The sequence below is a fragment of the Pseudomonas sp. BCA17 genome, from assembly GCF_004519405.1.
Classification (GTDB): Bacteria; Pseudomonadota; Gammaproteobacteria; order Pseudomonadales; family Pseudomonadaceae; genus Aquipseudomonas.
The window spans coordinates 99,530-124,413 of sequence record NZ_SGWI01000005.1 but is presented as its reverse complement, the minus strand read 5'-3'; the positions used below and the strand labels follow the sequence as shown (position 1 = coordinate 124,413).

Genomic DNA, 24,884 nt, shown 5'->3' with positions numbered 1-24,884 from the left:
CGACTCATAAGGTTTCCTCTGGGCCGCGTGGCGCCGGGTTACGGGTGATAAACATCGCATCACCGTAGCTGAAAAAACGGTACTCGTTGGCGATGGCAGCGTGGTAAGCGGCCATGGTTTCCGGGTAACCGGCAAATGCCGACACCAGCATCAACAGCGTGGATTCCGGCAGATGAAAGTTGGTGACCAGGCAATCGACCACATGGAACGGCCGACCTGGATAGATAAAGATATCGGTGTCGCCGCTGAACGGCTTGAGCACGCCATCGCGCGCCGCACTCTCCAGGGACCGTACACTGGTGGTGCCCACCGCCACTACGCGTCCGCCACGCGCCTTGCAGGCGTTGACCGCATCCACCACATCCTGGCTGACTTCGAGCCATTCGCTGTGCATATGGTGGTCTTCAATGTTATCCACACGCACCGGCTGAAAGGTCCCGGCCCCCACGTGCAGGGTCACATAGGCAGTCTCGACGCCCTTCGCGGCAATCGCATCCAGCAGCGGCTGGTCGAAATGCAGCCCGGCCGTTGGTGCGGCGACGGCGCCCGGGCGCTGCGAGTAAACCGTCTGATAACGCTCGCGGTCCGCGTCTTCGTCGGGACGGTCTATATAAGGAGGCAACGGCATATGGCCGACGCGCTCCAGCAGCGGCAACACTTCCTCGGCGAACTTGAGTTCGAACAGCGCATCATGACGCGCCACCATCTCGGCTTCGCCACCGCCATCAATCAAGATCGACGAGCCCGGTTTCGGCGACTTGCTGGAGCGCACATGGGCCAGTACGCGATGACTGTCCAGCACCCGCTCCACCAGAATTTCCAGCTTGCCGCCGGAAGCTTTCTGGCCAAACAGCCGCGCCGGAATCACCCGGGTATTGTTGAACACCATCAGATCACCTGGGCGCAAATGCTCAAGCAAATCAGTGAATTGACGGTGTGCGAGGGCACCGCTCACCCCGTCCAGGGTCAGCAGTCGACTGGCGCGACGCTCGGCCAAAGGGTGGCGAGCGATCAGCGAATCAGGGAGCTCAAAAGTAAAGTCAGCAACGCGCATGATGGGGTTCGTCTAGCAGGGCCGGGAAGTCTAGCGGAAATAGTGAAAATTGACCATGAAACGTGATTGACCAACGGTAATCTCATCTCTATACTTCGCCGCCATTGAGCCCTGATGGCGGAATTGGTAGACGCGGCGGATTCAAAATCCGTTTTCGAAAGGAGTGGGAGTTCGAGTCTCCCTCGGGGCACCATCTTAAAAAAAGACCTTGAAATTCAAGGTCTTTTTTTTCGCCTGGAGAAAAGTGCGTAGCCAGCGGAATAACTGCTCACCGCCCACTATCAACCTGAAACACAAGCCACTGCAGGAGCTGGCTTGCCTGCGAAGACGCCAGCCCCAGCACCTTCAAACTGCCTGCCTATATGCACCTATTGTTTCTCGGATGCTCAAGTCCATCCGCGGCGAGAGATTCCCGGAGGGCAGCCTGGAGGGTTGCGAGCGTTTGGAGATGAAGAGTCGTGGTCTGACCCCGATTGCATTCGTGACTGTCCAACGAGCCGCATACATTGGCAGACGGTCGGAGGGGCCTCGGTCATATCCATCCAACCACATGAACCGCGTCGCTTTATGTCAGGATAGATATACAGCACATCGTCCCTGCCTCCCGAGACTGAGCATGCCATCCAGCCCAGCATCAAACCTCGCATTTCGTACAGGCTCAATCACAACCGCCTTCCCGTCTGACCTTACGTTGAGAGCTGAAGGCTTACACCCAATATTGGGGAGCACCAGCCAAGCAACTCATCCAGGCATTGAAGTCAGAGTAGGTAGCGAGGATTTAGTCATTCCCTATCGAATTCATCACGAGGGCAATGAGCGGGGGTGTTCACAGTTAAATGGGCTTCAAAGCGTCATGTACTCCTGCATCCTGACTAGGCATCACGATGGTCATGTCCGACAACGTCAGCTAAGGCAAATTCTCTCTGTGTCTGAGCCTTGGGTGGTCCCGTTCGTGATGCAGCTAACTGGCGAGTACGTAATGGAAATACTTGATACCTGCGAGGCCCACCTGCAAGCGCTTGATCCGGAGCTGTACGGAGCATTCATCAGGGACAACCCAAAGTACTTCAAAGCACAACAGGATCGGATGGTCAGTTACTGGGATTGCTACTACCGAAACCTGTATAAGCACAGGCAGGACTATGTGGGGTTTCGGTTATTCGAGCACTTTCGTAAACTCGCAAAGGGATAAAAGGTGAGCCAGCGCACGTCAGCGTGTATCCCTACCTGTATCCCTAACCGTAAAATCCGTCTACAAGGCACGGTTTATATGGCGTGCGCGAGTCTCCCTCGGGCACCATCTTAAAAAAAGACCTTGAAATTCAAGGTCTTTTTTTTTCGCCTGGAGAAAAGTGCGCGGCCAGCGGAATAACTGCTCACCGCCCACTATCAACCTGAAACACGAGCCTCTGTAGGAACTGGCTTGCCTGCGAAGACGCCAGCCCAAACACCTCCAAACAACCTGCCTATATCCACCTATTGTTCCCGGTGGGCAGCTTGGAGAGTTGCGAGCGTTGGAGAAGAAGAATCGTGGTCTGACCTCGATTGCATTTTCGGCCTCCCCACTAAAGCCCCTCCCAACAACGCCGATAACCTCCTACCACCAATCAACCCCCGCTCCCCCAACAACTGATTCACTCCCCGCCTACGCGTATGGCACGTCGCATGCTTGCCTGACCCTGGACTGTCCACATGGAGTAAGAGTGAATGCCTGCGCAAGTCCGTTTCTTCGAGCACTACCGCAAAGCCGACCGCATCATGCTTGCCCTGATCTGGCTGATGACTCTGTTCTCCCTGGGCCTGGCGTTCTGGCACGACACGCTGCTTCAAGCCCTCTTCGTAGGAGGCGGCACTAGCGTGGTGCTTACCCTGGCTTATCGCGTCATCGGAGGCACTCGCCTGATGCGTTGCGCACTGGGTGTCGGGCTGATGGTCATGGCGGCGTTGCACATCAACCAGGCCGAGGGTGTCATCGAATCGCACTTCGGTATCTTCGCGCTGTTGGCAGTGCTGACTTTCTACCGCGACTGGCTGCCCATCCTGGTGGCCGCCGTGACCATCGCGGTGCACCACGTGGTGTTCCATGCCTTGCAGCACCAGGGCTTTGCGGTGTTTGTGATGGATCATCGCGGAGGCTGGAGCATGATTTTCGTGCATGCTTTCTACGTGGTGATGGAGACGGTCGCCCTCCTCTACCTCGCGGTGCACAGCCAGAAAGAAGCAGTAGAAAGCCAGGAAATGCTCGAAAAAATGCTCGCCGTCACCACGCGGTTCAGCGGTGAGGCCGCCAAGGGCAACGCGGAAACCGTCCATGTTTCCCTTGCCACCCGTTTCGACCATTTTCTGACCCAGATCACCGGCCTGATCGACGGCGTCGCCCGCGACTCCCATGGCCTCGGCCAACTCGGCCAGGAGCTGGCCCACGCCAGCGGAACCCTGGAAACAGGCGCGCGCCATCAATTGGCGGAAATCGCTCAAATGACCGGTTCCATGCAGCGCATGGAAGACGCCATGGGCCATATCACCGTGCACGTGGAGCACGCCGTCGAGCACGCGGGTAAAGCCAGCCGGCAGATCATCCGCGGCCAGGAAAGTGTCGGCCGCGCCCAGCAGGAAATCACCCAACTCGCTACCCGCCTAAACGACACCAACGAGACGGTCCAAGGACTGGCCGTGCAAGCCGAACAGATCGGTTCGGTAATGGAAGTCATCAACAGCATCGCCAACCAGACCAATCTGCTGGCCCTCAACGCCGCCATCGAAGCCGCCCGCGCGGGTGAGCAAGGGCGCGGATTTGCGGTGGTCGCCGATGAGGTACGCAGCCTGGCGCAGCGCACGGCGGTGTCTACCCAGGAGATCAAGTCGATTATTGAAGGGTTGCAACACGGCAGCCGGCTGGCGGTTGAAGCCATGCATGACAGCCGCCAAGGCGTGGAGCGCTGCGTGGAAGACAGCCAACTGGCGGTGGAGATGCTGCGCGCGGTGGGCAATGACATTTCGCAGATTGATCAGTTGAATGGGCAGATCGTGTCGACCACCCGCGAGCAATCCACGGCGAATGCGGAGATTGTGGGACGGCTGCAATCGGTGCAGAGCATTGCGCAGAATACCGCGCAGGATGTAGAAACGTTGGCCAGCAGCAGTGAGCGATTGCCGCCGATTGCGGTGCGGCTGGATGCGTTGGGGCGCCGGTTTCATCAGTAAATGGAAAAGACCTTGAAATCCAAGGTCTTTTTTTTCGCCTGGAGAAAGTGTGCGTCAGATGACTTATCGGCGATCAATCAGCCTTGTAGTGCAGCAAGCGCAGTGGCTACCGACGCGGAGAGTGACGTGGTCGGCCGACCAATCAGTGCACTCATCTGGCGACTTTCGTCGAACAGGGCATCCCGTGCGGCATGATCGTCGGAATCGGCTAACAACTCAGCGACGGGGACAGGCAGCCCGGCGCCAACCAAGGCTGCGTAGAACTCAGCACGAGGCATATTTACGTACTGAAGCGACTTGCCGGTTTGGCGGTTGACTTCGGTCACCATGTCAGCGCGCGTGTACGCACTGTCACCGGCCAACTCGAAAATCCGGTTGCCGCCGATAGGCTGAGTCAGTACTGCCGCCGCCGCATCTGCATAGTCAGCACGCGAAGCCCAAGAAATCCTGCCCTCGGCGGCTGAGCCGATGAATGCACCCTGTTCGAGTGCAACGGGCAAGCTGGCAAGGTAGTTCTCGACGTACCAGCCGTTTCGCAGCAAGACGTATGGCAAACCTGATGCGACGATCAAAGCCTCAGTCTCACGGTGCTCAACAGCCAAGTTCATCGGAGAGTGATCCGCATGAAGCAGGCTGGTGTATGCGAGTTGACGTACTCCAGTCTTCTTCGCGGCATCAATAACGGATGCGTGCTGTGCCACGCGCTGTCCCAGCTCACTGGAAGAGATCAGCAGCACACGCTCGGCCCCAACAAATGCAGCCTCCAGCGTTGAAGGGCGTGAATAGTCGGCCTCACGCACCACCACCCCGCGTGCGGCAAAGTCGGAAGCTTTGGAGGGGGTACGCACAGCCGCAACAATGCTCGTGGCGGGCACGCCTCGGGCGAGCAACTGGTTGATAACGAGGCGGCCAAGTTGGCCGGTAGCGCCAGTGACGACAATCATGGGTATAACTCCGGATGTATTGATGATACGTCCATGGTATTCAACAAAAATAGAACGGATAATGGCTATTCGTACTAACTCCATGTCCAGCAGTCCGGATTATTGATGATAAAAGCAGATCCGCTCAGTTCCATATTGCGCGACACCGGCGTCGCACGCAGGCTGCTCGACCTCAGCGATCTGCCGCACGCTCGTGCACTGCGGTTTCCCTGTGAGCGCAGCGTTGGCCTTCATCTGGTATTGCGTGGGCCGGTCTATGTGCACACTCCCGAGTGGGGTGAGCCACTGTGCCTTGCCAGCGGCGATGTGGCTGTCCTGGGACGAGGTCACGACCATTTGCTGAGTACGCAACCGTCGCTGGAGGGGCTGCCGGTCGACCAGATCCGCTTGTCTTCACTTGGCGTGCCCGACGCGACGGCCACGGTGTTGAGCGGTGCCTACCAGTTCTGGCATGCGCCGCTCCATCCATTCTTCGCAGAGATGCCCGCATTGACCGTGTTGCGCGCTACGGAACTGCCCCGGCTGGACCCTCTGGCATTGGTCAGCGGTCTGCTGGTGGATGAGTTGCGCGCCGTCGATGCGCCCGGCGCCAGCATCGTCATGCAGGGCTTACTGGACGTTATCTTTACCTACGCGCTGCGCCATGTGATTGCCAACTGCGCAAAAGTAAAAGCCGGATGGAGCCAGGCGCAAAGCGACCCTCAGATTGGACGTGTGGTTGCCCTCATGCACGAAGAAATCGCCCATGCCTGGACCTTGGATGAGTTGGCTCGGCGTGCCGGTTTGTCGCGTACTGCGCTGGCCGAACGGTTCCGCAAAACCATGGGAGACACCCCGCTGAACCACTTGCGTACCTTACGCATGCAACAAGCGGTTCAACTGCTGACTGAAACCGACCGGCCGCTGGAGGCGGTGGCTACAGCCATCGGCTACCAGGACGCGTTCAGCTTTTCGAAGGTGTTTAAGCGCAGCGTTGGTCTGTCCCCGAAAGCCTTCAGGCAACGAGACGCGGAAGACCGACTCAATTTCTGGCGTTTCAAAACAGAGAGCTGAATGTGTCAGGTTCACGAGTCTTACGCACCTGCCCGTTTGCCGCCCGCTCAGTGGCGGCTACTCCCGGATGTGCCGAGACACGAGTGAGGCCCCTGCCCATCTCATTGCTCTTTTTTTTCATGCGCAGAACAGTGATGATCGCCCTCCCCCCCAAAGCCTAGGAACCGAGACCATGGAATTGACGCTGGAAGCGGTTGCGCTTTTTGCACTGAAACTGGTGCACGAGACGGACGGCGGCAGCCCGATTTTGCGCGATGATCTGGTCATGGATGGGTATGAGCGGGAAGTGTTTGGGTTGTTGGTGCGGCAGGGGAATTTGGCCGCTATTCAATCCAAAATAACGGCGTGTGTAGATCAAGCACTTGCGGCACTGGGTGGTGTCGACACGGTAATGGGCCGCGAGCTGCAGCGGTTGGCGACGGATGTACAAAACGTCGATCGACTCGATGACATGCGCGTGCCGCTGACCCATCTCAGGAATTACCTTAGAGACATCCTGTAAGGCGACCTATCGCCGCCCTTCAACCGCCATACGCACCGCCAACCCCATCAACACCGAGCCCATCAACCAACGCTGCACCACCTGCCAGCTGGGCCGGGTGACGAAAAACACAGCGATGGAACCTGCCATGGTGGCAATCGTCGCGTTGACGCTCACGCTGATGAAAATCTGCGTGAAGCCCAATACCAGCGATTGCATCAACACACTGCCGTGGCCGTTCGGATCGATGAACTGGGGCAGCAGCGACAAATACATCACCGCCACCTTGGGGTTCAGCAGGTTGGTCACCAACCCCATGGTGAACAGCTTGCGCGGGCTGTCCTGAGGCAGGTCGCGCACTTGGAACGGTGAGCGCCCACCTGGCTTGACCGCCTGCCAGGCCATATAGATCAGATACAGCGCACCGCCGAAGCGCAGCGCGTCATAGGCAAACGGCACCGCCATGACCAAGGCCGTGATCCCCAATGCCGCGCACAGCATATAAACCAAAAAACCCAAGGCTACGCCGCCCAGCGAAATCAACCCGGCGGTACGGCCCTGGCAGATCGAGCGGGAAATGAGGTAAATCATGTTCGGACCGGGCGTAAGCACCATACCGAGCGAGATCAGCGCATAGGCCAGCCAGCTGGAAAGTTCAGGCATTGTTGGGCTCCTGGATTCTTATTCGGTCGGCGTGAAATCCTTGGCCAACCTTGCAGTGTTGGCCGTCATGTTAGGGCGTTAAAAAGCACGCCGTTAGATACAGATCCGCGAGTAAAACGTCATACAGGCCCAGGCGTTTACCGCACCACTTACACAGGGACAGGTACATGATCGACTTCAACAACAAAGGCTTTTTCAAGCTCAAACAGAACAACGAATACGCCGAACGCGTCTCGGCCCTGCTGCTGGACGGCGAAGAAGTGATCGACGCCTACAAAGCCCTGCGTGACGGGGTGGTGTTCACCACCAAACGCATCATCGCGGTGAACGTGCAGGGGATTACCGGCAGCAAGAAAGACTTCACGTCGCTGCCGTATAAAAACATCGTGGCTTATTCGGTAGAAACGTCCGGGACGTTTGACCTGGATTCGGAGCTGGAGATTTACTTTTCGTCGCTGGGGAAAGTGAAGTTTGAGTTCACGGGGAAGACGTCGATTGTGGAAATCTCACGACTGATTTCCAAGCATCTGCTGGGCTGATCGGCGGGTCAAGAAAGACCTTGGCGCCCAAGGTCTTTCTTGCTGCACACGCGATTTAAACGGATGCACCCCAATCAAAATGTGGGAGCTGGCTTGCCTGCGATGACGCCAGCCGCCACACCATCAAATCACCCGCTTACCCCGCAACAGCTTACCCCTCATCCATCACCCCATTCGGCAACATTCCATTCGCCAAATCATCCACCACCGCCTTCGCCATCTCCCCCAAATAATGCGCTGCCCAGGCATAGCGATCGGCGCCCGTGTCCATGGCTGCATCCAACGCCAGCAGCTTGGAACAGTGCAACAGCTCAGAGGCATGCTCCAGGGCATCGCGAATAGGTACACCGGAATTGACGCGGAATAGACGGTGGAGATTGGGCTGATTGCCGCAAGTGGAGAAGGTAATGACGCCGAGGGTTTTGTTGAGGGGAGGGTTGATCATTGGGCACCTCCGAACTGCGTGGAGGTGTTGATAACTTTATTGCGAGGGTACGACCTGTCAGAAACGCTCATGGTATAGCTCCCATTCATTGATGTGAGCTGCTCCATTCGTTTCCAGGCGAATGGGTGGCAGCTGTGCGCAGGCTGGAAACCGGGGAATAGGCAAACCCGGCAGACTCGAAAGTCTCCCACGCACAGCCGCCATAGCACGCATATGCTGGCACAAAAATGGCGCCAACGGTCGTGATAAATGGTGGCGCCTGTGCGGCCATATCCCACGGGTTTCCAGGCCCGGTCGCTGATTACACAGCGACAGCGCAGAAGTTAGCTGAGAGATGAAAGCTTGGGTAGTTAGGGGCTGTGGCGAAATGTTGCGGCCGCTGAATGCCCTCGCAGATGGCAGCTCCAATAACTGGCGAAACAGATACCTGGGCGCGTCAAGGCATGCCGAAGCCAGCAATACCCGGAGCACCGTCAGCGGTAAAGGGCGAACACCTCATCCGTCATACCCCATTCCTAACTCCTGGGCTTGTTGCGCCCATGATGCAGCTCCGGCGTTACGCAATTCAATTCGACCAAACGCAAAACGAAGCAAACGATAATCGGAGTATTCGAAACAGAGACGCCCGCTCAAGCATCAGTCTACTTTTCCCACACCGACCACCGAACTACACCGACATCAGCTTCTGAGCCCCCCTCTTAGGCTCACTCCCTCGCACAAGGAAGTGAGCCGGTCATGTCAGAACGTTTTTACCCTCCCACCGACGAAGAGTTACGCAAGCGACGGATCCTGACACCGCAGCCATCGCGTGCGCCGTATTCGCCGTCTGTTGATTTTTTCGCCCCCTCCCCCGCCCCGGCCCCTACACCAGCCAAACCTCCCGGCTGCGTCTTCATCAAGCCCTGCCAACTGCCTGATGGCATCACCCATTACTTCAACCCGAGCGGTTATGTCCCGTTGGAGCTGGTCAAGGAGTACGGCCATTTAAGCCTGTTGGGTGGGCGTGAGGTAGACAGTCGAAGCATGGTTGCCTTGCGCAGGATCGGCGGCAGCGCACTGCCAGCAGGCTTGGGGCAGTTGGCATTACGTTCGGCGGTCCTGGAATCGGCAGCCACCGCCGTCGGGTCTGTCGCTGGTGGTTTGTTGACAGGGTTGGTGGCCCTGGCCTGGCCCTCGGCGCTGGGTGACAGCGCGCTCTACACACCGCCGAGCGTCGAGGACGGGCGGACTCCAAACGTCGAATTTACAGATAAAGAGGCACTTGAAAAATGGCGATGAAAATCAGATTACGTTGGTACGAAAAGCACAGCAATGACTTGAAGGCGGACGAGTATTCAGCGGAAATCCCAGATCCAGACAGCGTCTTTGAAGCGTTGGACTTAGCCGAAGAGACCGCGATATATGCCGACGTATTCAACGTTCTGCCTAGCTGGATAATGATTATTCAGCCGCATTTCCAGCACATGATTGAACCCGACCGACTCGACTACCAAATTTCCTTCCGCTACCAAGGCGCCTGGCCGCCACCTCCAAAGCAACCCAAGAAGGCGTCTTGATGCAATGAAATCCACACATCAAAAGCCCCTCCTCTACCGCTCAGTCAATACCCGAACCCATGGCGTGTGCCACGGCAGCTATTGCGCCTACCGGTATGAACGACACACCAAAAGCGAAAAAGACAAACTGTCAAAACGCGGGTCGATGCACAGCCATCAACGACACGGTCTTGATTACACCCCGCTCTTCCGGTTTCTTCTATCCAAGGTCGGCCAGCCATGGGATCAGGTTTTCAGCGAAGCCAAAGCCCGATTGGATCGCCCAGATCCTATATTCTGGATGGTTGCGCTACATGAAAGCGACAAACAGGATTACGTGAGAACGGATGAAAACAGCTACTACAGCGGCCTGTGGGTCGACGAAGCCGGGCTGTTGCAAAAGGTCAATCCACAACTGACACCTGAGCAGATGGAACCCTTTTACGACGGCTACACCCACACTTTCAACGGTGTGGTGTTCACATAGCCTTTACGGCGCAAACGGCTAGTTACAGCGATACAAGCATTAGGGCCTGCCCGGCATACCGAGGTGACCCCATCGCAGCCTCGCTCAGGCTCGGCAGCCCCCACAGGGGATCGAAGGTGCGGTTGTTTCAGGTGTTCTCAAACACCAACCGCGCACATAACCCGCCCCGCTCCCGGTTATGCAGCGCCAGCCGACAGCCGATCTTGCCGACGATCATCTGCACGATCGCCAACCCCAACCCCGCACCATTGGCATTGCCTCGGCTGTAAAACCGCTCGAACAGGCGTTCCATGTGCGCCTCGTCAATGCCCGGACCTTGGTCTTTCACGCTCAGGCAATGGGCACCAATCACCACTTTCACTTCACTGCCCGCAGGGGAAAAGTTGAGGGCATTGGTGACCAGGTTCTGGAACGCGATGGCCAGCGCCACCGGCTCGGTTGCTACCCAGCAATCCTCATTGCCTTCGAGCACCAGGTCCACGCCTTTTTCCATGGCCAGCGGGGTCAACTCGGCGAGTTCTTCGCGCACCAGTTCGGTCAGTTGCACACGCTCACACACGGGGTTGTTCAGTTGCGGTTCGATCCGCGCCATAGTCAGCAGCTGGCTGCCGATGCGGGTGGCGCGGTCGACGCCGTTGACCAAAAAGTCCAACGCCTCGCGCCGCTGTTCCTCAGTGACGGCGCTCTGCGCGTTCTGGGCGTGAATGCGCAGGATCGCCAACGGTGTGCGCAGTTCGTGGGCGGCGTCGGCGATGAAACGCCGTTCACGCCCCAGCAACTCGTCCACTTGGACCAACAGGCGGTTAAGCGCGGTCTGCATGGGTTCCAGGTCGTTGGGCAAGGGCTTGAGGTGCAAGGGTTGCAACGTCTCGGCGGTTTGCCCACGGATGGACAGGGCCATGGTGCGCAAGGGCTTGAAGCCCCAGCCGATCACCAGCCAGATCAACAGCGCCAGCAGCGGCACGCCAATCAGCGTGGGCCAGAGGGTGTGGCGCACAATGCGCTGGATCAGGTCCTGGCGAATGTCATCGCGCTCGCCCACCCAGATCAACAGGCCTTGCTGCGGGTCGGCCAGGAGGAAGGCGCACCAGTCGTTGCCATTGTCCAGCAAGTCGTGGGAACCGAGGGTCGTGGGCGGCGCCGCCAGCACCGGGGCTTCAGCGGAACGCACGAGCAATTCACCCGCGCTGTTCCATATCTGGAACGTCAGGCGGGTTTCATAGGGGTGGGCCACGCCATCCTCGCCCACTCGGCTCATGGCTTGGTCAAACGCCTGGTAAAGCCGATCCCAATCCGCTTCCCCGGGGTCACGCTGGCGCAACACGCCTTGCAGCAGGCGCGCACTCTGGGCGAGCTGGGCGTCATAGACTTCTTCGATTTCGTGGTGGCTGTCACGCAGCACCAGCCAGCTGATCAGCGCGTCACCTGCCAGGATCAACAGTAAGACGGGGATGAGGATGCGCGCCCGAACCGACGTCATGGTTTGAGCGCCAGCACATAGCCAACACCGCGCACGGTGCGGATCAACTCGGTGGATAACTTTTTGCGCAGGTTGTGGATCAGCACTTCCAAGGTGTTGCTCTCGACCCGATCCTGCCAGCCATACAACGCACGGGACAGGCGCTCGCGGGTCACCACCTTGCCGGGGCGCACCATCAGTTGGTGCAGCAGTTGGTATTCCATCGGGGTGACGATGATGTCGGCCTCCTGATAGCGCACTTGCTGGGTGGCCGGGTCGAGGCTGATACCCGCGTGCTCGAGCATCGGTTGCGCACGCCCCTGACTGCGGCGCAACAGGGCGCGCACGCGGGCTTTAAGCTCTTCGACATCGAAGGGTTTGACCAGGTAGTCATCCGCTCCGGCATCCAACCCGGCAATGCGCTCGGCGGTGCCGTCGCGGGCGGTAAGGATCAACACCGGCACGTCGTGTTGCTCGGCGCGCAGTTGCTGCAACACGTCAAGGCCATCGAGGCGCGGCAGGCCGAGGTCGAGCAGCAACAGGTCGAAGCTCTCCGTGCGCAGGGCATGCAAGGCAGCAAGGCCATCCTGCAACCAATCGAGGGTGTAGCCTTCGGCGCCCAACGCCACGCGAATACCCTGGCCAAGGGCACGATCATCTTCGACGAGGAGTAGGCGCATAACAAAATCTCTGTAGGAAACGGCGGCATCATGCCGGGTTCTGGTCCTGGCTATTTCGGCAAAGATGTTACGGCGCATTGCCAACTAAGGTTGCGCTAAGGTTGGTTTTGCACTGTGAAACCTCCCACATTCGCTGAGAGCTTTTCCATGCGCAAAATTCTCCTGCTGTCCTTGATTCTTGCCAGCCCACTGGCCGTCGCCGGCCCGCAGTGCACCACCGCCGAGCGCTCGCAGTGGCAAGACGAAAAAACCTTCCAGGACAAGCTCAAGGCCGAAGGCTACACAATCAGCAAGTTCAAAGTCACCGACGGCAACTGCTACGAGATCTACGGCTTCGACAAAGACAAGCGCAAGGTCGAGATCTACCACGACCCCGTCACCGGCAAAGCCGTGAAGACTGAGATCAAGGGCTGATGCCAGGCGACTCCCTGCGCCTGTGGGACCCGCTGGTCAGGCTGTTTCATCTGTCCATCGCAGGGGTCTTCATCGCCAACTACTTCTTCAATGAAGCCGGCGATGCCTGGCATGTCTGGCTGGGCTATTACGCCATGGCCTGGCTGCTGGTGCGCACGGTGTGGGGATTCGTCGGGCCGCGCAGTGCACGTTGGGTGGACTTTTGGCCTACGCCAAAACGGCTGAATGCCCACGTGCGCTCCCTGCTTAACGGCAAGCCACACCATCGATTGGGCCATTCGCCGCTGGGTGCGCTGGTGATGTTGTTGATGTTGTCGGCCCTGCTGACCATCGGTATCAGCGGCTTCCTGATGCAGGAGGTAGACGCAATATGGGGCGCCGACTGGCCGCTGCAAGTCCACGAGACCGCCGCCAATGTGCTGCTGGCGCTGGTGTGCGTGCATGTGCCGGCAGCCGTGTTTGAAAGTATCCAGGTAAGGGACAACCTGCCGTTATCCATGCTCACCGGCCGCAGGAAGCGCTTGCCGGATGAACGTGCGCAGTAATCCTTTTTCGACAGGTTCTCTATGCGCTCCGCCTTAATCATTTGCAGCCTGTTCGCGGTGTTTTTCGCCGCCTGGCAAAGCCATCCACCCCACACGTTGGCGCCGTTTGCCCAAGCCGGCCAGAGCGGTACGCCAACCACGACAACCCCGCACTACACCAGCCGGTTTGTGTCCTCGCAGATCACTGATTTTGTGCACTCATCCTCCGTGACGGCCCTGCCCGGCGGCGATTTGATGGCCGTGTGGTTTGCCGGCTCCCGCGAAGGCGCTGCCGACGTGCAGGTGCGCGCCGCGCGGTTTGATGCACGCAGCGGCGAATGGGGCGCCGAGCAGGTAGTGGCCACGCGTGAAAGTACCCGTGACGGCACCCAGCGCTACATTCGCAAGTTGGGAAACCCGGTGATCGCGTTGGGGCCGGACCAACGCCTGTGGATGTTTTACGTGTCGGTGTCGGTCGGCGGTTGGGCTACCAGCGCGATCAACGTGATGGTCTCGGACGATATGGGCGCGAACTGGTCGGCGCCGCGTCAACTGGTGACCTCGCCCTTCTTCAACATCAGCACCCTGGTGCGCGCCGCGCCGGTATTTCATGCCGACGGCTCCATCGGCCTGCCGGTGTACCACGAGTTCATGGGCAAGTTTGCCGAGTACCTGTACCTGAGCGCCGACGGTGCGGTGATCGATAAATTCCGCATCAGTCGCGGCAAACACTCCCTGCAACCGACCATCGTGCCGCAGGATGGCCAACGCGCCGTGGCGATGTTGCGCTATGCCGGTGAAACTCATCACCGGGTACTCGCCAGTCGCACCGAAGATGCCGGGCAAACCTGGAGCGAACCCTACCCACTGGCGCCGGCCAACCCCAATTCCTCACTGGCGGCCGTAGCGACCCAGGACGATGGTTTGCTGGTGGCGCTCAACGACCTACAGGACGGTCGTTTCAAGCTCAGCCTCTACGGTACCGACGCCCGGCTCAGCCAGTGGCGCACCGTGGTCGAGCTGGACCAGTCCCCTGACCCTCTGGGCCAGCCGTTCGCTCCCGAGGTGTACAAAGAGATCATCGGCGAAGGCTTTCGCGCTTCCAGTGGAGCCAGGCGTTTGCCGCTAGAGCAACGCTTTCTCAGCAACCTGGATTACCGCGTGTGCAAACCCCGTGGCTGTGAATTCGAATACGAGTACCCCTACTTCAGCCGTAGCCCGGACGGCATGTATCACTTGGTGTACTCCTGGAATAACACCTTTATCAAACATGTCAGCTTCAACGAAGCCTGGCTGGCGGAGCGTCTGTGATGATGTCGTTGTGGCAGGCCCATTTGAGTTTTGTACTGCTGGGGTTTGTGTTCTCGAGCTTGTTTGGATTTACCAAACGATGGCGACCGTGGTTATTGCCGCTGTGGGCCGTGCTCAGTTTCATCCAGGTGAATGAACTACCGTTGGCGGCCTATTTGCGCAGCGTGACCGATGACTTGGCCATCAGCACATTGGTGTTGCTGGGATGGGTCGCGCTCTGTCGTTTGGGGCTGCTGCAGCCGCTTGAGCGTGCGCATCAACTGCAACTGTTGCTGCTGTTCGGTGGGCTGAGCCTGCTGCTGTATCCGGCCACGATGGGGCTGACGTATTTCGATCCCTACCGCTGGGGTTTCAACCCTCGACCGATGATCGTGATGGTGGCAGCCGCCGCGTTGTTGATGCTGTGGCTGCGCAATGCCCTGGCCGTATGGATGCTGGTGTTGGGCACGCTGGCGTTCGCCGTGCGGCTCAAGGCTTCGGAGAACTACTGGGATTATCTGGTCGATCCGCTTTTGACCGGTTACTGCTTGGTCGCGGGAGTACTGCAATTCAAACCGTGGGAGCGGGCGTACGCGCAATGGCGGCGGGTCAGTCAGCGCCACAGTGGCTGATCCATCGCTAGCGGGAGTTCCCTGCACGTGGGGCTTGCATCGTTTTAAAGAATGGGGATGAAAATGGGTGCGTTGCAATCACGCCGCCTGCGCTACGGCGTGGGGGCGATCGGGTTGGTGTTTGTGTTGCTGGCTGCGCTGCGGCTGGTGTTTGTCGTGGGCTTTTCGGGGCTTGATTTGAACACCCCAGGGCTGATGGAAACCCTGGGCATCGGCCTGCGTTTCGACCTGCGCCTGGCGGTGCTGGTCTTGTTGCCACTGGCCGTGCTGGCCTGGCTGCCACGCTGGAACCTCGTCACGCTGCCGGCGCTGCGCTGGCTGGTACGTGGCTACCTGGTGGTGGTACTGGCGATGGTCGGCCTGGTGTACATCATTGATTTCGGCCACTACGCCTACTTGGGGACACGCATCAACGCGACCGTGTTTCGTTACCTGCAAGACGCGCAGATTTCTCAACAGATGGTGTGGGAAACCTACCCGGTGTTGTGGATAACCGCCTGCTGGCTGGCCGCCGTGGGGCTATGGGTGTGGGCGCTGGTCTGCCTGGAACGGCTGACCCTGGATCGCGCGCCCAAAGCCATCGGCAAACCGGCGCTGGCGTCGGCTTCAGTGATCGGCGTCATCGCGGTGCTGCTGGCTCTGCTCGGCCGCGTAGCCAACCTGAACCTGGAAAACCCGGTGCCCCTGCGCTGGAGCGACGCGTTCTTTTCCGGTAACAGCCAGGTGGCCGCCGTGGGCCTGAACCCGGTGCTGTTCTTGTACGACACACTCAAGGTCGGCCAGTCGCAATTCGATGAAGCCAAGGTGCGCGAGCTGTACCCACACGTCGCTCACTACCTGGGCGTCGACCAACCCGACGCCGCGCAATTGAACTTTACCCGCGAACAAACCGTACAGCCCTATCGCCTGGCCGGCGAACGGGCACCCAACGTGGTCTTCGTGATGCTCGAATCCCTCGGCACCAGCGCCGTGGGCGCCTACGGCAACCCGCTGAACCCCACACCGAACCTGGACAAACTGGCGACACAAAGCTGGTTCTTCAAACACTTCTATGTGCCCGTCACCGGCACTGCAAAAACCGTGTGGGCGAGCATCACAGGGGTACCCGACGTGACCCGGCAGGAGACTGCCACACGCCACCCGCTGCTCACCCGCCAACACACGTTGATCAACGCGTTCGAGGGCTACCAGAAGTTCTACATGATCGGCGGCAACGCCGGTTGGGCAAATATCAACGCACTGATCCGCCAGAGCATCGACGGCGTACAATTGTTTGAGGAGAGCCACTGGCGCTCGCCCCGCGTGGATGTGTGGGGCATTTCCGATCTGGACTTGTTCAAGGAGAGCGACCGGTTATTAAGCGCCGTGCCCAAAAACCAGCCGTTCTTCGCCTACCTGCAAACCTCCGGCAACCACCGCCCCTTCACCATTCCCAAGCAAAACGATGGCTTCCAGTTAAACGACGTCACGCTGGAACAGGCCCAAGCGGCCGGCTCGCGCAGCGTCGAGCAATACCAGGCGGTGCGGCTGCTGGACTACAACATCGGCCGCCTGATGGAGATCGCCAAGGCCGGTGGTTGGTACGACAACAGCATTTTTGTGTTCTTCGGCGACCACAACACCCGCATCAGCCAGATCCCGCACATGGCCCCGGCTTTCGAGCAACTGGGCCTGGAAAGCAACAACGTGCCCTTGCTGATTCACTCTCCAGGCCTCAAGCCTCGCGTGATCGAAGAGGCGGTGGGCCTGGCCGACCTGCTGCCCACCGTGGCCGGTATGGCCGGCGTGCCGTTTTCCAATCGCGCGATGGGCCGGGATATCCAGCAACCGGCACCGGAAGGCGAACGCATGGTGCCGCTGGTGCTGCAGGAAGGCACGTTCCCGATTATCGGCGGGGTCACCCAGCACTTCCTGCTGCAAATGCAGCACGACGGCAGTTCACCCACGCTGCATGACTTGGCCTCGCCAACGCCTCGGGAAGATGTCGCCAAGCAGCACCCCGAAGCGTTTCAACGCCTGCAGGCGCTGACGCGTGGGCTGCACGAAAGTGCTCGATTGATGCTGTTCAGGAATGTGCGCGAGTGATCACTGGGCCTGTAAGGTTTCCAGGTACGCCAGGATGTCGTCGATTTTTTGCGGGTCACTGATGCCCCAGAAAATCATGCGCGTACCGCTGACGACCTTTTTCGGCGACTCGATATAGGCAGCCAGTTTGTCCCGGGTCCAGACTACACCGGAGTTTTTCATCGCATCGGAGTACTGATAGTCAGCGGTGGTGCCGGCCGGCCGGCCGATAATGCCGTTGAGCTCGGGGCCAAAGCCACCCCGTGCGCCTTCGCCGACGCTATGGCAGCCGCCACAGGTCTTGGTGAAGAGCTTGCCGCCCGCCTCGGCATCGCCGGCAGCGAAGGCCGGGCCGGTGGCGAGCATCAGGGCAAACATCAATAAGGCGTACTTCATGGTCGGCTCCACATCAGGTGTAGCGCACGATTATGCCTGTTTGTCTTCCACCCCTGCCTATCCAGATCAAGAGTGACGGCCTTAAGAGGGCCTGATAGCGGCCCTCCTTGAGCAACCCTGGCACATGACCACTCATCGCTTTGGATAGACTTGATAGAACCTATTCAAGCCTGCCCCACTCCATCTAGTTATCCCCAGATGGTGAAGTAAGAATCATGGCCCAGCCATCAATTTTAGTGTTGGAAGACGACGAAATCATTCGGTCGTTGATGGTGGATGTACTGGAAGATTTCGGTGCATTGGTAACGTCGTTTTCTTCGGCAGATGAAGGAATGATTTACCTGGAGCGCGGCGATGATCCGGTGGACCTGATTGTCAGCGATATCCAAATGCCGGGTTTGCTCAATGGGTATGACCTGAGCAGGGTCGTTGCCCATCGCTGGCCGTCCGTGCCGGTGGTGTTGACTTCCGGCAATACCAAATTGGCGGCTCAATTGGGCAAGTCTGTGCGATTCCTGCCTAAACCGTGGAGCGTCGAGCATTTGCTCGAGTGCGTGCAAGTGGCGCTGACCCGGCAGGGTTTGTCCATGCATTAATAGCACTGCGACATCATTTGGTGCGAACTTCGTGGTCCGTCCTGCGGTCATTAATGAAGCTAGGAGCGATTTTTCTGATCCGCTGGTCAGTGTTTTCGCCTTTCGCGCAGAACCCGGCCATGAGTTGTGTAGAATCGTCGCCCATTTCCGCGCGTCATTCATGGCCGAGAGGCCCACAGTTCGAGCTTATTGAATGCATTCACAGGCCCATGACGTCAGTGCGCCCTCATTGCTGGAAGCGCTGCGCACAGGCACTGGCTTGCTGCATGTCGCGCTGGAAAAGCGCTTGCCCTTTTTTTCCGAACGTTTGGACGCACCGTGGTACCGCCGCCTGCTCCAGGCGTATTACGGATTTTATGCGCCGATGGAAGCCGCACTGTACGCAAGCGGCTTGATCCCCGAGGGCTTTGACTCGGCACGGCGTGTAAAGACGCCAACACTGATAGGCGACCTGAAAGCCCTCGGCCTGGATGACGCGGCCATTCGCGCCTTGCCCTACTGCCGGCAACTTCCGACTTTCAACACGCCCGCCGCCTGCCTCGGCGCCCTCTACGTGCTGGAGGGCGCGACGCTCGGCGGCCAGGTCCTGCGTCGGGAAATAGCCCAGCGCCTGGCGGTGAACGCCGACAGCGGTGGCGCATTTCTTAACGTGTACGGCGCCGAGACCGGTCGACGCTGGAAAGACTTTCTCGATTACCTGGGTTGCCTGCCACTGGACGCTGACGCTAAAGAGCGCGCGGTCATCGCTGCCCGCTCGACATTCAGCGGCTTTGAGCAATGGCTCGAGAGCCAGGAGGTACTGCTATGAAACCCGATGATTTTGAAGAATTGCTTGCCAACTGTGCCAACGAGCCGATCCGCTTCCCTGGCGCGATCCAGCCCCACGGCGTGCTGTTGACCTTGTCGGAACCGGACCTGAACATCATCCAGATCAGTGCCAACGTCGGCAGCCTGTTCGGCCATGCGCCTGAATCGCTGCTGGGCCAGCCGTTGCAGACTTTGATCGGGATGGAGCACGCCGAGGCCGTACGGTCGATGGCCGAACACAATACGTTTTTCGACGCAGCACCGCTGCACATCACCTTCAAGGGCGAGCCATTCGAAGGGCTGTTGCATCGCCACCAGAACGTATTGGTGCTGGAATTCGAACCGCGACTGGAGCATTTCAAACCGCACGCGCTGAACGGCCGCACCAGTGACCTGGGCAAGATGCTGCAACGCCTGCAATCAGCGAAAACCCTGCAAGCGCTGTACGAAATCAGCGTGACCGAAATCCAGGCCATGACCGGCTACGACCGGGTATTGATCTATCGTTTCGAAGAAGAAGGCCATGGCCAGGTGATCGCCGAGGCGTCGGCACCGTCCATGGAGCTTTTCAACGGGCTGTTCTTCCCGGCGTCCGACATCCCGGAACAAGCCCGCGAACTGTATCGCACCAACTGGCTGCGCATCATCCCGAATGCGGCCTACGAGCCGGTGCCCTTATTGCCCAGGTTGCGCCCGGACACCGGCCAGCCGTTGGACCTGAGCTTCGCCACCCTGCGCAGCGTGTCGCCGATTCACTGCCAGTACATGCAGAACATGGGCGTGCTGTCGTCCATGAGCATCTCGCTGATGAAGGGTGACAAGCTTTGGGGACTGATCAGTTGCGGCAATCGCGAGCCGCTGCTGGTACCCAACGAGCTGCGCACTGTCTGCCAGACCATCGGCCAGGTGTTGTCATTACAGATCAGCGCCATGGAAGCATTGGAACTGAGCCGGCAGCGCGAAGAAAAAATCGCTGCCCTGGCCACCCTCGATAAAGCGATGAGAGCCTGTGAAGGCAACGTCTTCGATGGGCTGGCCCAGCAAGCTCAAGTGCTGATGGACCTGACGCTTTCAGGCGGTGTGGCGATCATCGAAGACAAACAGTTGCACCGTTACGGCAATTGCCCGGAGCCAGCGCAGATCCGAGCACTGCACAAATGGCTGCAAGAGCGTGACGAACCGGTTTTCTCCAGCCATAACCTGATGGCGGTCTACCCACCCGCCGCAGAGTTTCAACAGGTCGCCAGTGGCGTTTTGGCCATGAGCCTGCCCAAGCCTGTGGATAACGGCGTGCTGTGGTTCCGCCCGGAAGTGAAGGAAAACGTCAACTGGAGCGGCAACCCGAACAAGCCTCTCGACCTGGAAAGCGGCGACGCTGGGTTGCGCCTGCGCCCGCGCACCTCATTTGAAATATGGAAGGTGGAAATGGCCGGCATCTCCACCAAATGGAGCCACGGCGATCACTTTGCCGCCAACGACCTGCGCCGCTCGGCCCTGGAAAACGATCTGGCGCGCCAGGTACTACGTGAACAACAGGCCGTGCGGGCCCGTGATGAACTGGTGGCGGTAGTGTCCCACGACCTGCGCAACCCAATGACCGTCATATCCATGCTCTGCGGCATGATGCAAAATGCCTTCAGCTCTGATGGTCCGCACACGTCGCGGCGGATATCGTCGGCCATCGATACCATGCAACAAGCCGCCACCCGTATGAATACGTTGCTGGAGGACTTGCTCGACACCTCGAAAATCGAGGCCGGGCGTTACGTGGTCAAGCCGGTTGCACTGGATGTCAGCCAGATGTTCGAGGAAGCCTATTCACTGCTGTCCCCCCTGGCGCTGGAGAAAGGTGTCGACCTGTCGTTCAACACCGAGCCCGGCCTGAAGATAAACGCCGACCCGGAACGTCTCTTCCAGGTCTTGTCGAACCTGATCGGCAACGCCATCAAGTTCACCCCGCGCCAAGGCAATATCGGTATCAGCGCCATGAGCAATGGCGAAGAGATCGTGTTTTCGGTGCGCGATTCCGGCGAGGGCATCGGGCCCGAACAACTGCCTCACGTATTCGACCGTTACTGGACCAACACCGAAAACAATCCCACCGGCAGTGGCCTGGGGCTGTATATCACCCAAGGGATTGTCCAGGCTCATGGCGGCAAGATCGTTGCTGAAAGTGAAGTGGGCCGTGGCAGTGAGTTCCGCTTTACGGTGCCAAGAATCAGCGACGACGCTCAGGCCTGACCCAAACGGTCGGGCGCCGTTTGTGCACGCCCACCCTTGGTAATGATGCCGAAGGCATTACGCGTGACCCGGGCGAGCGCATGCTCGCCACGCGCAGCAAGGGAAAAGTGCTCCAACTGCCCCCACAGCTCAATGTCACCCACCAGGTAGACGCGATGCCTGGCCCGGGTCAGCGCCACATTCAGCAGGTTCGGTTTGGAGGCGGCCCATTGCGCGCCTCCCGCGTGGCCCTTGTCTGCGCCCAGAAGCATGAACACCGTGTCCTGCTCTTTGCCCTGAAACGTATGCACCGTGCCGACGTTACGCTTGACCCACTCTTTAAGGTCCCCGCGCCGGGGTACGCCGCCCGCCCATTCGATTTGCATCAGGTGCTGGCGCAGCGCCTGGCGGACGGCCTTGAATGGCGACACCACGTACAGCTTGGGCAACGCCTGGTCACGCTGGAACAGGCACACGATCACCTTCGCCATGAATTCAATCTGCTCGTACACCACTTGCTTGCGGGTCACGTTGCCGCGTATGTCCACCCAACTGCTGGGCAGGTCGATCAACGGAGTGTCCGGGGCGTTTCTCTGGGCAAGACCAAAGACCATCTTGTCGTCATACGCCATCCGGTTGGCCAGGGAAAACATCGGGTCATGGCAACGCCGATGCACGCGCAATGGGCTGCCGATCCAAAGACGCTTCCCCATCATCGGCGCATACGTGCCAAATCGGCTGGCTTGATCAGCCAGCCGTTGCACCGAGACCTGATGGGGGGCATAGCTGTCGTCGTGGGTAAAAGGTGACAGTTGCCCCAAGGCCGTGATCAGTTGCCGTGGCAGGGTAAACACCGGTTCAATTTGCAGCGGGTCACCCACCACCACGCAGCGTCGGGCTCGCCATAGCGCACCCACGGCGGCCTGGGGCACTGCCTGGCCGGCTTCGTCAATAAAGACCCAACCCAGCGCATCGCTTTGCAAGCCACGGAACTGGTTGGCAAAGGACGCGAACGTGGTGGAAACCACCGGCACAATCATGAACAGGTTTTGCCAGACAGGCAGGACGTGGCTGGCGTCTTCCGGCTGCTTGTTGTTCAGCAGGTGAGAGATGGCCCAAAGGTTGGAGCGCATTCGGTTTTTTGGCTGCCCGGCCTCATGCAACCAGGCTTGCTGCAATTGCAGGGCTGCCGCGAACAACGCCGAACGCAGTCGAGCAAACTGAACATCGTGCCACAGGCCTTTGATCTGAAACTGCGGCAACTCCAGGTCAGCCAAGGTGGCAGGCAGCAAAGGGACGCCCAGGCGCTGCTCGAGTGCCGCACGCTCTGCCGTTTTGGTTTCCCAGTCGCGCGACCTTTGCGCCAGTTTCCGTTCACAGGCCTGCCGTTGACCTTCAAGCTTCGCGAGCTGGCTGGAAAGAGTCAGCGCTTCGCTTTTGAGGGCTCTGAGCCGAGCATGAGACTCGAGTTGCAACTTGGCATTTTCGGCACACTGGCGGGTGTAGGCCCTGGCAGCCTGGGTGTGCCAGAACCGCGCCCACCAACCGGGCGACGTGCGATCGATCAGCCGTTGCTGTTCGACGAGCGACAGACAGTCCTTCTCCTCCTCCTGCTGGCGCCGCAAGTTCTCACGCACCGTCGCGTCAGTGGCCTCCACGCACGTCTGCAGGTGCGTATGCGCTTGCTGCGCCTGCGCCACGTAGCTGGCCTGGGTACCATCGCCCAGTTCTTCGAGCAATTGCGCCAGGCGCTCTCGCTCGGCCAGTGCGGTGCTGACGGCCTTGTCAGCCAGGTTGAAAGCGGCCCGCGCCGACGCAAAACTTGTCGGCTGCTCCTGGTCGAGCCACTTCCAAAGGGTCAGCGGTCGCTCCGTTTTGTCGGACTTGAACGTGTTGAAAAACAGCCCCTCGCGAAAGCGGCGCCGATTAGTGGCGTTGCCCAACGCACAACTGACCAGGCCCCAGGGGATGTCCTGGTCCTTGGGAAAAACCGGGCCAGTTTTCTTGACCTTCACGGCCAGGTTATGGGCCACCGGCTGCAGATAACCAACCGATCGCCAGGTGGCATCCAGGGCGTTGCGCTTGGTCAGGTCCACCGAGATGTTTTCCACCGCGGCATTATTCGACGATGCCACGACCATCTCGAAACCGGTCAAGGCCTCGATCAGCGGCCATACCTGCCGCTCCTCATCCTTGAAGCGAACGGTCAGCGGCTGCTGGCTGAACGCGTCATTGACGCTCGACAAGCCTGACAGTACCCGCGCACGGCGCACGATGTTGTCCGCAAACAGGTCGCGCAACAGCGTTGTCTTGCCGGTACCCGGCGGCCCGTTGACCGCAAACAGGCCGCTGTAATGCAAGTCTGCGCCTGCCTGATTGAGCGCAAACTGTTGCATCAGGCTCATCGGGTGTTCAGCGTTGCCCAACCAGTGGCCGATGCTCAAATGGCGCGGCCGCAGCCGCTGATACAGCAGCTCCCGCCCGGCGTCGGAATACAGGTCCAGGCGCTGATCGTCGGCAAGCGGGGTCAGGTACTGGCGCAGTGCTGCGGGCACATTGCCTGTGCGCACACTGTGCATCGCCCGCTCGAGGTCGCCGATGTAAAAACTGTTGAGGATGTCGAGGTCGTCGACGGGGTCATCCTCGTCCTCTTCTTCCTGGAGTGCCGTGGGTTCCTGATCGCTCGCGACATCAGGCTCCTGGGTGGCCCTGGCCTTGGTCTTGACCTCAAGCACGGCCAGCGGCTGGTCAGCCCCGGGGTAAAAACCCGCCCATTCGCACAGCGTCTGGTGCAGCGAAAGCACTTCACCCGCGGTCAGCGGGCCACTGGCATTATCAAGACGGGTGGCGAAAAAGTTGTTGAACAGGTTGATCAGGTAGCCGCGGGCAGACTCGAACTCGGATGCCCCCAGCGCTCCCAATCCTTGGGACAACGTCTGGCCCAAAGCCCAGGGTGCGGTAGAAATAGAGATGGAGTCGGCGAGAGGGCAACCGGACTTATCCAGGCCGATCTTGGCAAAACAGGTCTGCCCCTCGAGGTCGGCGCGCGCCTCTTCCTCGAAGCGCGCAATGTCGCTCAACGGTGCAGGAATCGGCAACAGCTTCTCACACACCGTGAGCACTGCAGACTTGTCGAACACCCCCAGAAAGAGGCTGTAGCCGGTGATCTCCTTATCAACGGGCACATCGATGTGGTTCCATTGGGTAGAGCCTGCCTCGAGACAGGCTGCCTGCAGAACCACCTTCGATTGCCAGCCCTCCAACTCATCCAGGCGCTGATCCAGGCCATAGGGCACGAAAAATTCGACCTTGTGCCAATAATCCAATATGGCCAGAAGTCTTTGCTGATCAAAGGGTGCCAACGTCCTGTATCCCGAATATCCATAATCGAGGGGTG

General features: G+C 59.3%; 22 protein-coding genes, 1 tRNA gene and 1 pseudogene. 16 read left to right on the top strand and 8 right to left on the bottom strand.

The features are described from left to right. Positions 1 to 4 precede the first annotated feature (4 nt). Positions 5 to 1,054, bottom strand: coding sequence for a tRNA preQ1(34) S-adenosylmethionine ribosyltransferase-isomerase QueA (gene queA, locus EXW71_RS19130; RefSeq protein ID WP_123715333.1), 1,050 nt, complete (start codon positions 1,052 to 1,054; stop codon positions 5 to 7). Between the two features lie 108 nt (positions 1,055 to 1,162). On the opposite strand from queA, the gene EXW71_RS19125 reads away from it, so the two are divergent. Both EXW71_RS19125 and EXW71_RS29225 read left to right on the top strand, forming a co-directional pair. Beyond that, positions 1,163 to 1,247, top strand: a tRNA-Leu gene (locus EXW71_RS19125). A gap of 1,514 nt (positions 1,248 to 2,761) precedes the next feature. Then, positions 2,762 to 4,258, top strand: coding sequence for a methyl-accepting chemotaxis protein (locus tag EXW71_RS29225; RefSeq protein ID WP_134660193.1), 1,497 nt, complete (start codon positions 2,762 to 2,764; stop codon positions 4,256 to 4,258). Between the two features lie 77 nt (positions 4,259 to 4,335). On the opposite strand, the gene EXW71_RS19110 is transcribed toward EXW71_RS29225, so the two are convergent. Then, positions 4,336 to 5,202, bottom strand: coding sequence for an SDR family oxidoreductase (locus tag EXW71_RS19110; protein WP_134660194.1), 867 nt, complete (start codon positions 5,200 to 5,202; stop codon positions 4,336 to 4,338). Positions 5,203 to 5,307: 105 nt separating this feature from the next. Here EXW71_RS19110 and EXW71_RS19105 point away from each other — a divergent pair, with 105 nt between their 5' ends. Further along, positions 5,308 to 6,255 carry an AraC family transcriptional regulator gene (locus EXW71_RS19105; protein ID WP_134660195.1) on the top strand — a complete coding sequence of 316 codons (948 nt, stop codon included), beginning with the start codon at positions 5,308 to 5,310 and terminating at the stop codon, positions 6,253 to 6,255. Positions 6,256 to 6,427: 172 nt separating this feature from the next. Beyond that, entirely contained in the window at positions 6,428 to 6,757 is a 330-nt protein-coding gene (locus tag EXW71_RS19100; RefSeq protein WP_134660196.1) for a hypothetical protein, read from the top strand. 6 nt (positions 6,758 to 6,763) lie between these two features. Here EXW71_RS19100 and EXW71_RS19095 read toward each other — a convergent pair whose 3' ends face one another. Beyond that, on the bottom strand, positions 6,764 to 7,399 hold the full coding sequence (locus EXW71_RS19095) for a LysE family translocator (protein ID WP_134660197.1): 636 nt from the start codon (positions 7,397 to 7,399) through the stop codon (positions 6,764 to 6,766). A 167-nt stretch (positions 7,400 to 7,566) separates the two neighbouring features. Between EXW71_RS19095 and EXW71_RS19090 the strand changes: the two genes are divergently transcribed. After that, complete coding sequence (locus EXW71_RS19090; protein WP_134660198.1) at positions 7,567 to 7,938, top strand: PH domain-containing protein; 372 nt, start codon at positions 7,567 to 7,569, stop codon at positions 7,936 to 7,938. A gap of 151 nt (positions 7,939 to 8,089) precedes the next feature. On the opposite strand, the gene EXW71_RS19085 is transcribed toward EXW71_RS19090, so the two are convergent. After that, a complete protein-coding gene (locus tag EXW71_RS19085; RefSeq protein WP_134660199.1) occupies positions 8,090 to 8,383 on the bottom strand; it encodes a DUF3077 domain-containing protein in 294 nt (97 codons plus the stop codon). A 735-nt stretch (positions 8,384 to 9,118) separates the two neighbouring features. On the opposite strand from EXW71_RS19085, the pseudogene EXW71_RS19080 reads away from it, so the two are divergent. From EXW71_RS19080 to EXW71_RS19070, 3 genes and pseudogenes are all read left to right on the top strand, one after another. Further along, a pseudogene (locus EXW71_RS19080) lies at positions 9,119 to 9,586 on the top strand (detoxification); the annotation flags it as partial. Between the two features lie 65 nt (positions 9,587 to 9,651). Continuing rightward, entirely contained in the window at positions 9,652 to 9,939 is a 288-nt protein-coding gene (locus EXW71_RS19075) for a colicin E3-like toxin immunity protein (RefSeq protein WP_134660200.1), read from the top strand. A 4-nt stretch (positions 9,940 to 9,943) separates the two neighbouring features. Beyond that, entirely contained in the window at positions 9,944 to 10,405 is a 462-nt protein-coding gene (locus EXW71_RS19070; RefSeq protein ID WP_134660201.1) for a hypothetical protein, read from the top strand. Positions 10,406 to 10,532: 127 nt separating this feature from the next. On the opposite strand, the gene EXW71_RS19065 is transcribed toward EXW71_RS19070, so the two are convergent. Both EXW71_RS19065 and EXW71_RS19060 read right to left on the bottom strand, forming a co-directional pair. Next, positions 10,533 to 11,885, bottom strand: a complete 1,353-nt coding sequence (locus tag EXW71_RS19065; RefSeq protein WP_134660202.1) for a sensor histidine kinase — start codon at positions 11,883 to 11,885, stop codon at positions 10,533 to 10,535. Then, the gene (locus tag EXW71_RS19060) at positions 11,882 to 12,544 is read right to left on the bottom strand and encodes a response regulator (protein WP_123715319.1); all 663 of its coding nucleotides are present in this window, start codon (positions 12,542 to 12,544) and stop codon (positions 11,882 to 11,884) included. The genes EXW71_RS19065 and EXW71_RS19060 overlap by 4 nt, the downstream gene beginning before the upstream one ends. Before the next feature lie 147 nt (positions 12,545 to 12,691). Here EXW71_RS19060 and EXW71_RS19055 point away from each other — a divergent pair, with 147 nt between their 5' ends. The 5 genes from EXW71_RS19055 to EXW71_RS19035 all read left to right on the top strand — a co-directional run bounded on the left by EXW71_RS19055 (position 12,692) and on the right by EXW71_RS19035 (position 17,489). Next, on the top strand, positions 12,692 to 12,958 hold the full coding sequence (locus EXW71_RS19055; RefSeq protein ID WP_134660203.1) for a PepSY domain-containing protein: 267 nt from the start codon (positions 12,692 to 12,694) through the stop codon (positions 12,956 to 12,958). Continuing rightward, positions 12,958 to 13,503, top strand: a complete 546-nt coding sequence (locus EXW71_RS19050; protein ID WP_134660204.1) for a cytochrome b/b6 domain-containing protein — start codon at positions 12,958 to 12,960, stop codon at positions 13,501 to 13,503. The genes EXW71_RS19055 and EXW71_RS19050 overlap by 1 nt, the downstream gene beginning before the upstream one ends. A 21-nt stretch (positions 13,504 to 13,524) precedes the next feature. Further along, on the top strand, positions 13,525 to 14,793 hold the full coding sequence (locus EXW71_RS19045; protein WP_134660205.1) for an exo-alpha-sialidase: 1,269 nt from the start codon (positions 13,525 to 13,527) through the stop codon (positions 14,791 to 14,793). After that, on the top strand, positions 14,793 to 15,404 hold the full coding sequence (locus EXW71_RS19040) for a hypothetical protein (RefSeq protein WP_134660206.1): 612 nt from the start codon (positions 14,793 to 14,795) through the stop codon (positions 15,402 to 15,404). Before EXW71_RS19045 ends, EXW71_RS19040 begins: the two co-directional genes overlap by 1 nt. Positions 15,405 to 15,467: 63 nt before the next feature. Beyond that, positions 15,468 to 17,489 carry an LTA synthase family protein gene (locus tag EXW71_RS19035; protein ID WP_134660207.1) on the top strand — a complete coding sequence of 674 codons (2,022 nt, stop codon included), beginning with the start codon at positions 15,468 to 15,470 and terminating at the stop codon, positions 17,487 to 17,489. Here the strand turns inward: EXW71_RS19035 and EXW71_RS19030 are convergent, their stop codons facing one another. Then, positions 17,490 to 17,864, bottom strand: a complete 375-nt coding sequence (locus EXW71_RS19030; protein ID WP_134660208.1) for a cytochrome c family protein — start codon at positions 17,862 to 17,864, stop codon at positions 17,490 to 17,492. Positions 17,865 to 18,079: 215 nt separating this feature from the next. Between EXW71_RS19030 and EXW71_RS19025 the strand changes: the two genes are divergently transcribed. The 3 genes from EXW71_RS19025 (at position 18,080) to EXW71_RS19015 (ending at position 21,508) form a co-directional block, all read left to right on the top strand. Beyond that, entirely contained in the window at positions 18,080 to 18,460 is a 381-nt protein-coding gene (locus EXW71_RS19025; RefSeq protein WP_123715314.1) for a response regulator, read from the top strand. A 193-nt stretch (positions 18,461 to 18,653) separates the two neighbouring features. Further along, positions 18,654 to 19,268: a biliverdin-producing heme oxygenase gene (locus EXW71_RS19020; protein WP_134660209.1), complete on the top strand. Its 615-nt coding sequence runs from the start codon at positions 18,654 to 18,656 to the stop codon at positions 19,266 to 19,268. Beyond that, positions 19,265 to 21,508: an ATP-binding protein gene (locus EXW71_RS19015; RefSeq protein WP_134660210.1), complete on the top strand. Its 2,244-nt coding sequence runs from the start codon at positions 19,265 to 19,267 to the stop codon at positions 21,506 to 21,508. The genes EXW71_RS19020 and EXW71_RS19015 overlap by 4 nt, the downstream gene beginning before the upstream one ends. Here the strand turns inward: EXW71_RS19015 and EXW71_RS19010 are convergent. Beyond that, positions 21,499 to 24,813 carry a DEAD/DEAH box helicase gene (locus EXW71_RS19010; RefSeq protein ID WP_256657103.1) on the bottom strand — a complete coding sequence of 1,105 codons (3,315 nt, stop codon included), beginning with the start codon at positions 24,811 to 24,813 and terminating at the stop codon, positions 21,499 to 21,501. The two genes, EXW71_RS19015 and EXW71_RS19010, sit on opposite strands and share 10 nt — an antisense overlap. Between the last annotated feature and the right edge of the window lie 71 nt (positions 24,814 to 24,884).

Bases quoted from the DNA above. Each gene is read 5' to 3' on its own strand.
- queA (WP_123715333.1), bottom strand. From the start codon at position 1,054: ATGCGCGTTGCTGACTTTACTTTTGAGCTCCCTGATTCGCTGATCGCT.
- EXW71_RS29225 (WP_134660193.1), top strand. From the start codon at position 2,762: ATGCCTGCGCAAGTCCGTTTCTTCGAGCACTACCGCAAAGCCGACCGC.
- EXW71_RS19110 (WP_134660194.1), bottom strand. From the start codon at position 5,202: ATGATTGTCGTCACTGGCGCTACCGGCCAACTTGGCCGCCTCGTTATC.
- EXW71_RS19105 (WP_134660195.1), top strand. From the start codon at position 5,308: ATGATAAAAGCAGATCCGCTCAGTTCCATATTGCGCGACACCGGCGTC.
- EXW71_RS19100 (WP_134660196.1), top strand. From the start codon at position 6,428: ATGGAATTGACGCTGGAAGCGGTTGCGCTTTTTGCACTGAAACTGGTG.
- EXW71_RS19095 (WP_134660197.1), bottom strand. From the start codon at position 7,399: ATGCCTGAACTTTCCAGCTGGCTGGCCTATGCGCTGATCTCGCTCGGT.
- EXW71_RS19090 (WP_134660198.1), top strand. From the start codon at position 7,567: ATGATCGACTTCAACAACAAAGGCTTTTTCAAGCTCAAACAGAACAAC.
- EXW71_RS19085 (WP_134660199.1), bottom strand. From the start codon at position 8,383: ATGATCAACCCTCCCCTCAACAAAACCCTCGGCGTCATTACCTTCTCC.
- EXW71_RS19075 (WP_134660200.1), top strand. From the start codon at position 9,652: ATGGCGATGAAAATCAGATTACGTTGGTACGAAAAGCACAGCAATGAC.
- EXW71_RS19070 (WP_134660201.1), top strand. From the start codon at position 9,944: ATGAAATCCACACATCAAAAGCCCCTCCTCTACCGCTCAGTCAATACC.
- EXW71_RS19065 (WP_134660202.1), bottom strand. From the start codon at position 11,885: ATGACGTCGGTTCGGGCGCGCATCCTCATCCCCGTCTTACTGTTGATC.
- EXW71_RS19060 (WP_123715319.1), bottom strand. From the start codon at position 12,544: ATGCGCCTACTCCTCGTCGAAGATGATCGTGCCCTTGGCCAGGGTATT.
- EXW71_RS19055 (WP_134660203.1), top strand. From the start codon at position 12,692: ATGCGCAAAATTCTCCTGCTGTCCTTGATTCTTGCCAGCCCACTGGCC.
- EXW71_RS19050 (WP_134660204.1), top strand. From the start codon at position 12,958: ATGCCAGGCGACTCCCTGCGCCTGTGGGACCCGCTGGTCAGGCTGTTT.
- EXW71_RS19045 (WP_134660205.1), top strand. From the start codon at position 13,525: ATGCGCTCCGCCTTAATCATTTGCAGCCTGTTCGCGGTGTTTTTCGCC.
- EXW71_RS19040 (WP_134660206.1), top strand. From the start codon at position 14,793: ATGATGTCGTTGTGGCAGGCCCATTTGAGTTTTGTACTGCTGGGGTTT.
- EXW71_RS19035 (WP_134660207.1), top strand. From the start codon at position 15,468: ATGGGTGCGTTGCAATCACGCCGCCTGCGCTACGGCGTGGGGGCGATC.
- EXW71_RS19030 (WP_134660208.1), bottom strand. From the start codon at position 17,864: ATGAAGTACGCCTTATTGATGTTTGCCCTGATGCTCGCCACCGGCCCG.
- EXW71_RS19025 (WP_123715314.1), top strand. From the start codon at position 18,080: ATGGCCCAGCCATCAATTTTAGTGTTGGAAGACGACGAAATCATTCGG.
- EXW71_RS19020 (WP_134660209.1), top strand. From the start codon at position 18,654: ATGCATTCACAGGCCCATGACGTCAGTGCGCCCTCATTGCTGGAAGCG.
- EXW71_RS19015 (WP_134660210.1), top strand. From the start codon at position 19,265: ATGAAACCCGATGATTTTGAAGAATTGCTTGCCAACTGTGCCAACGAG.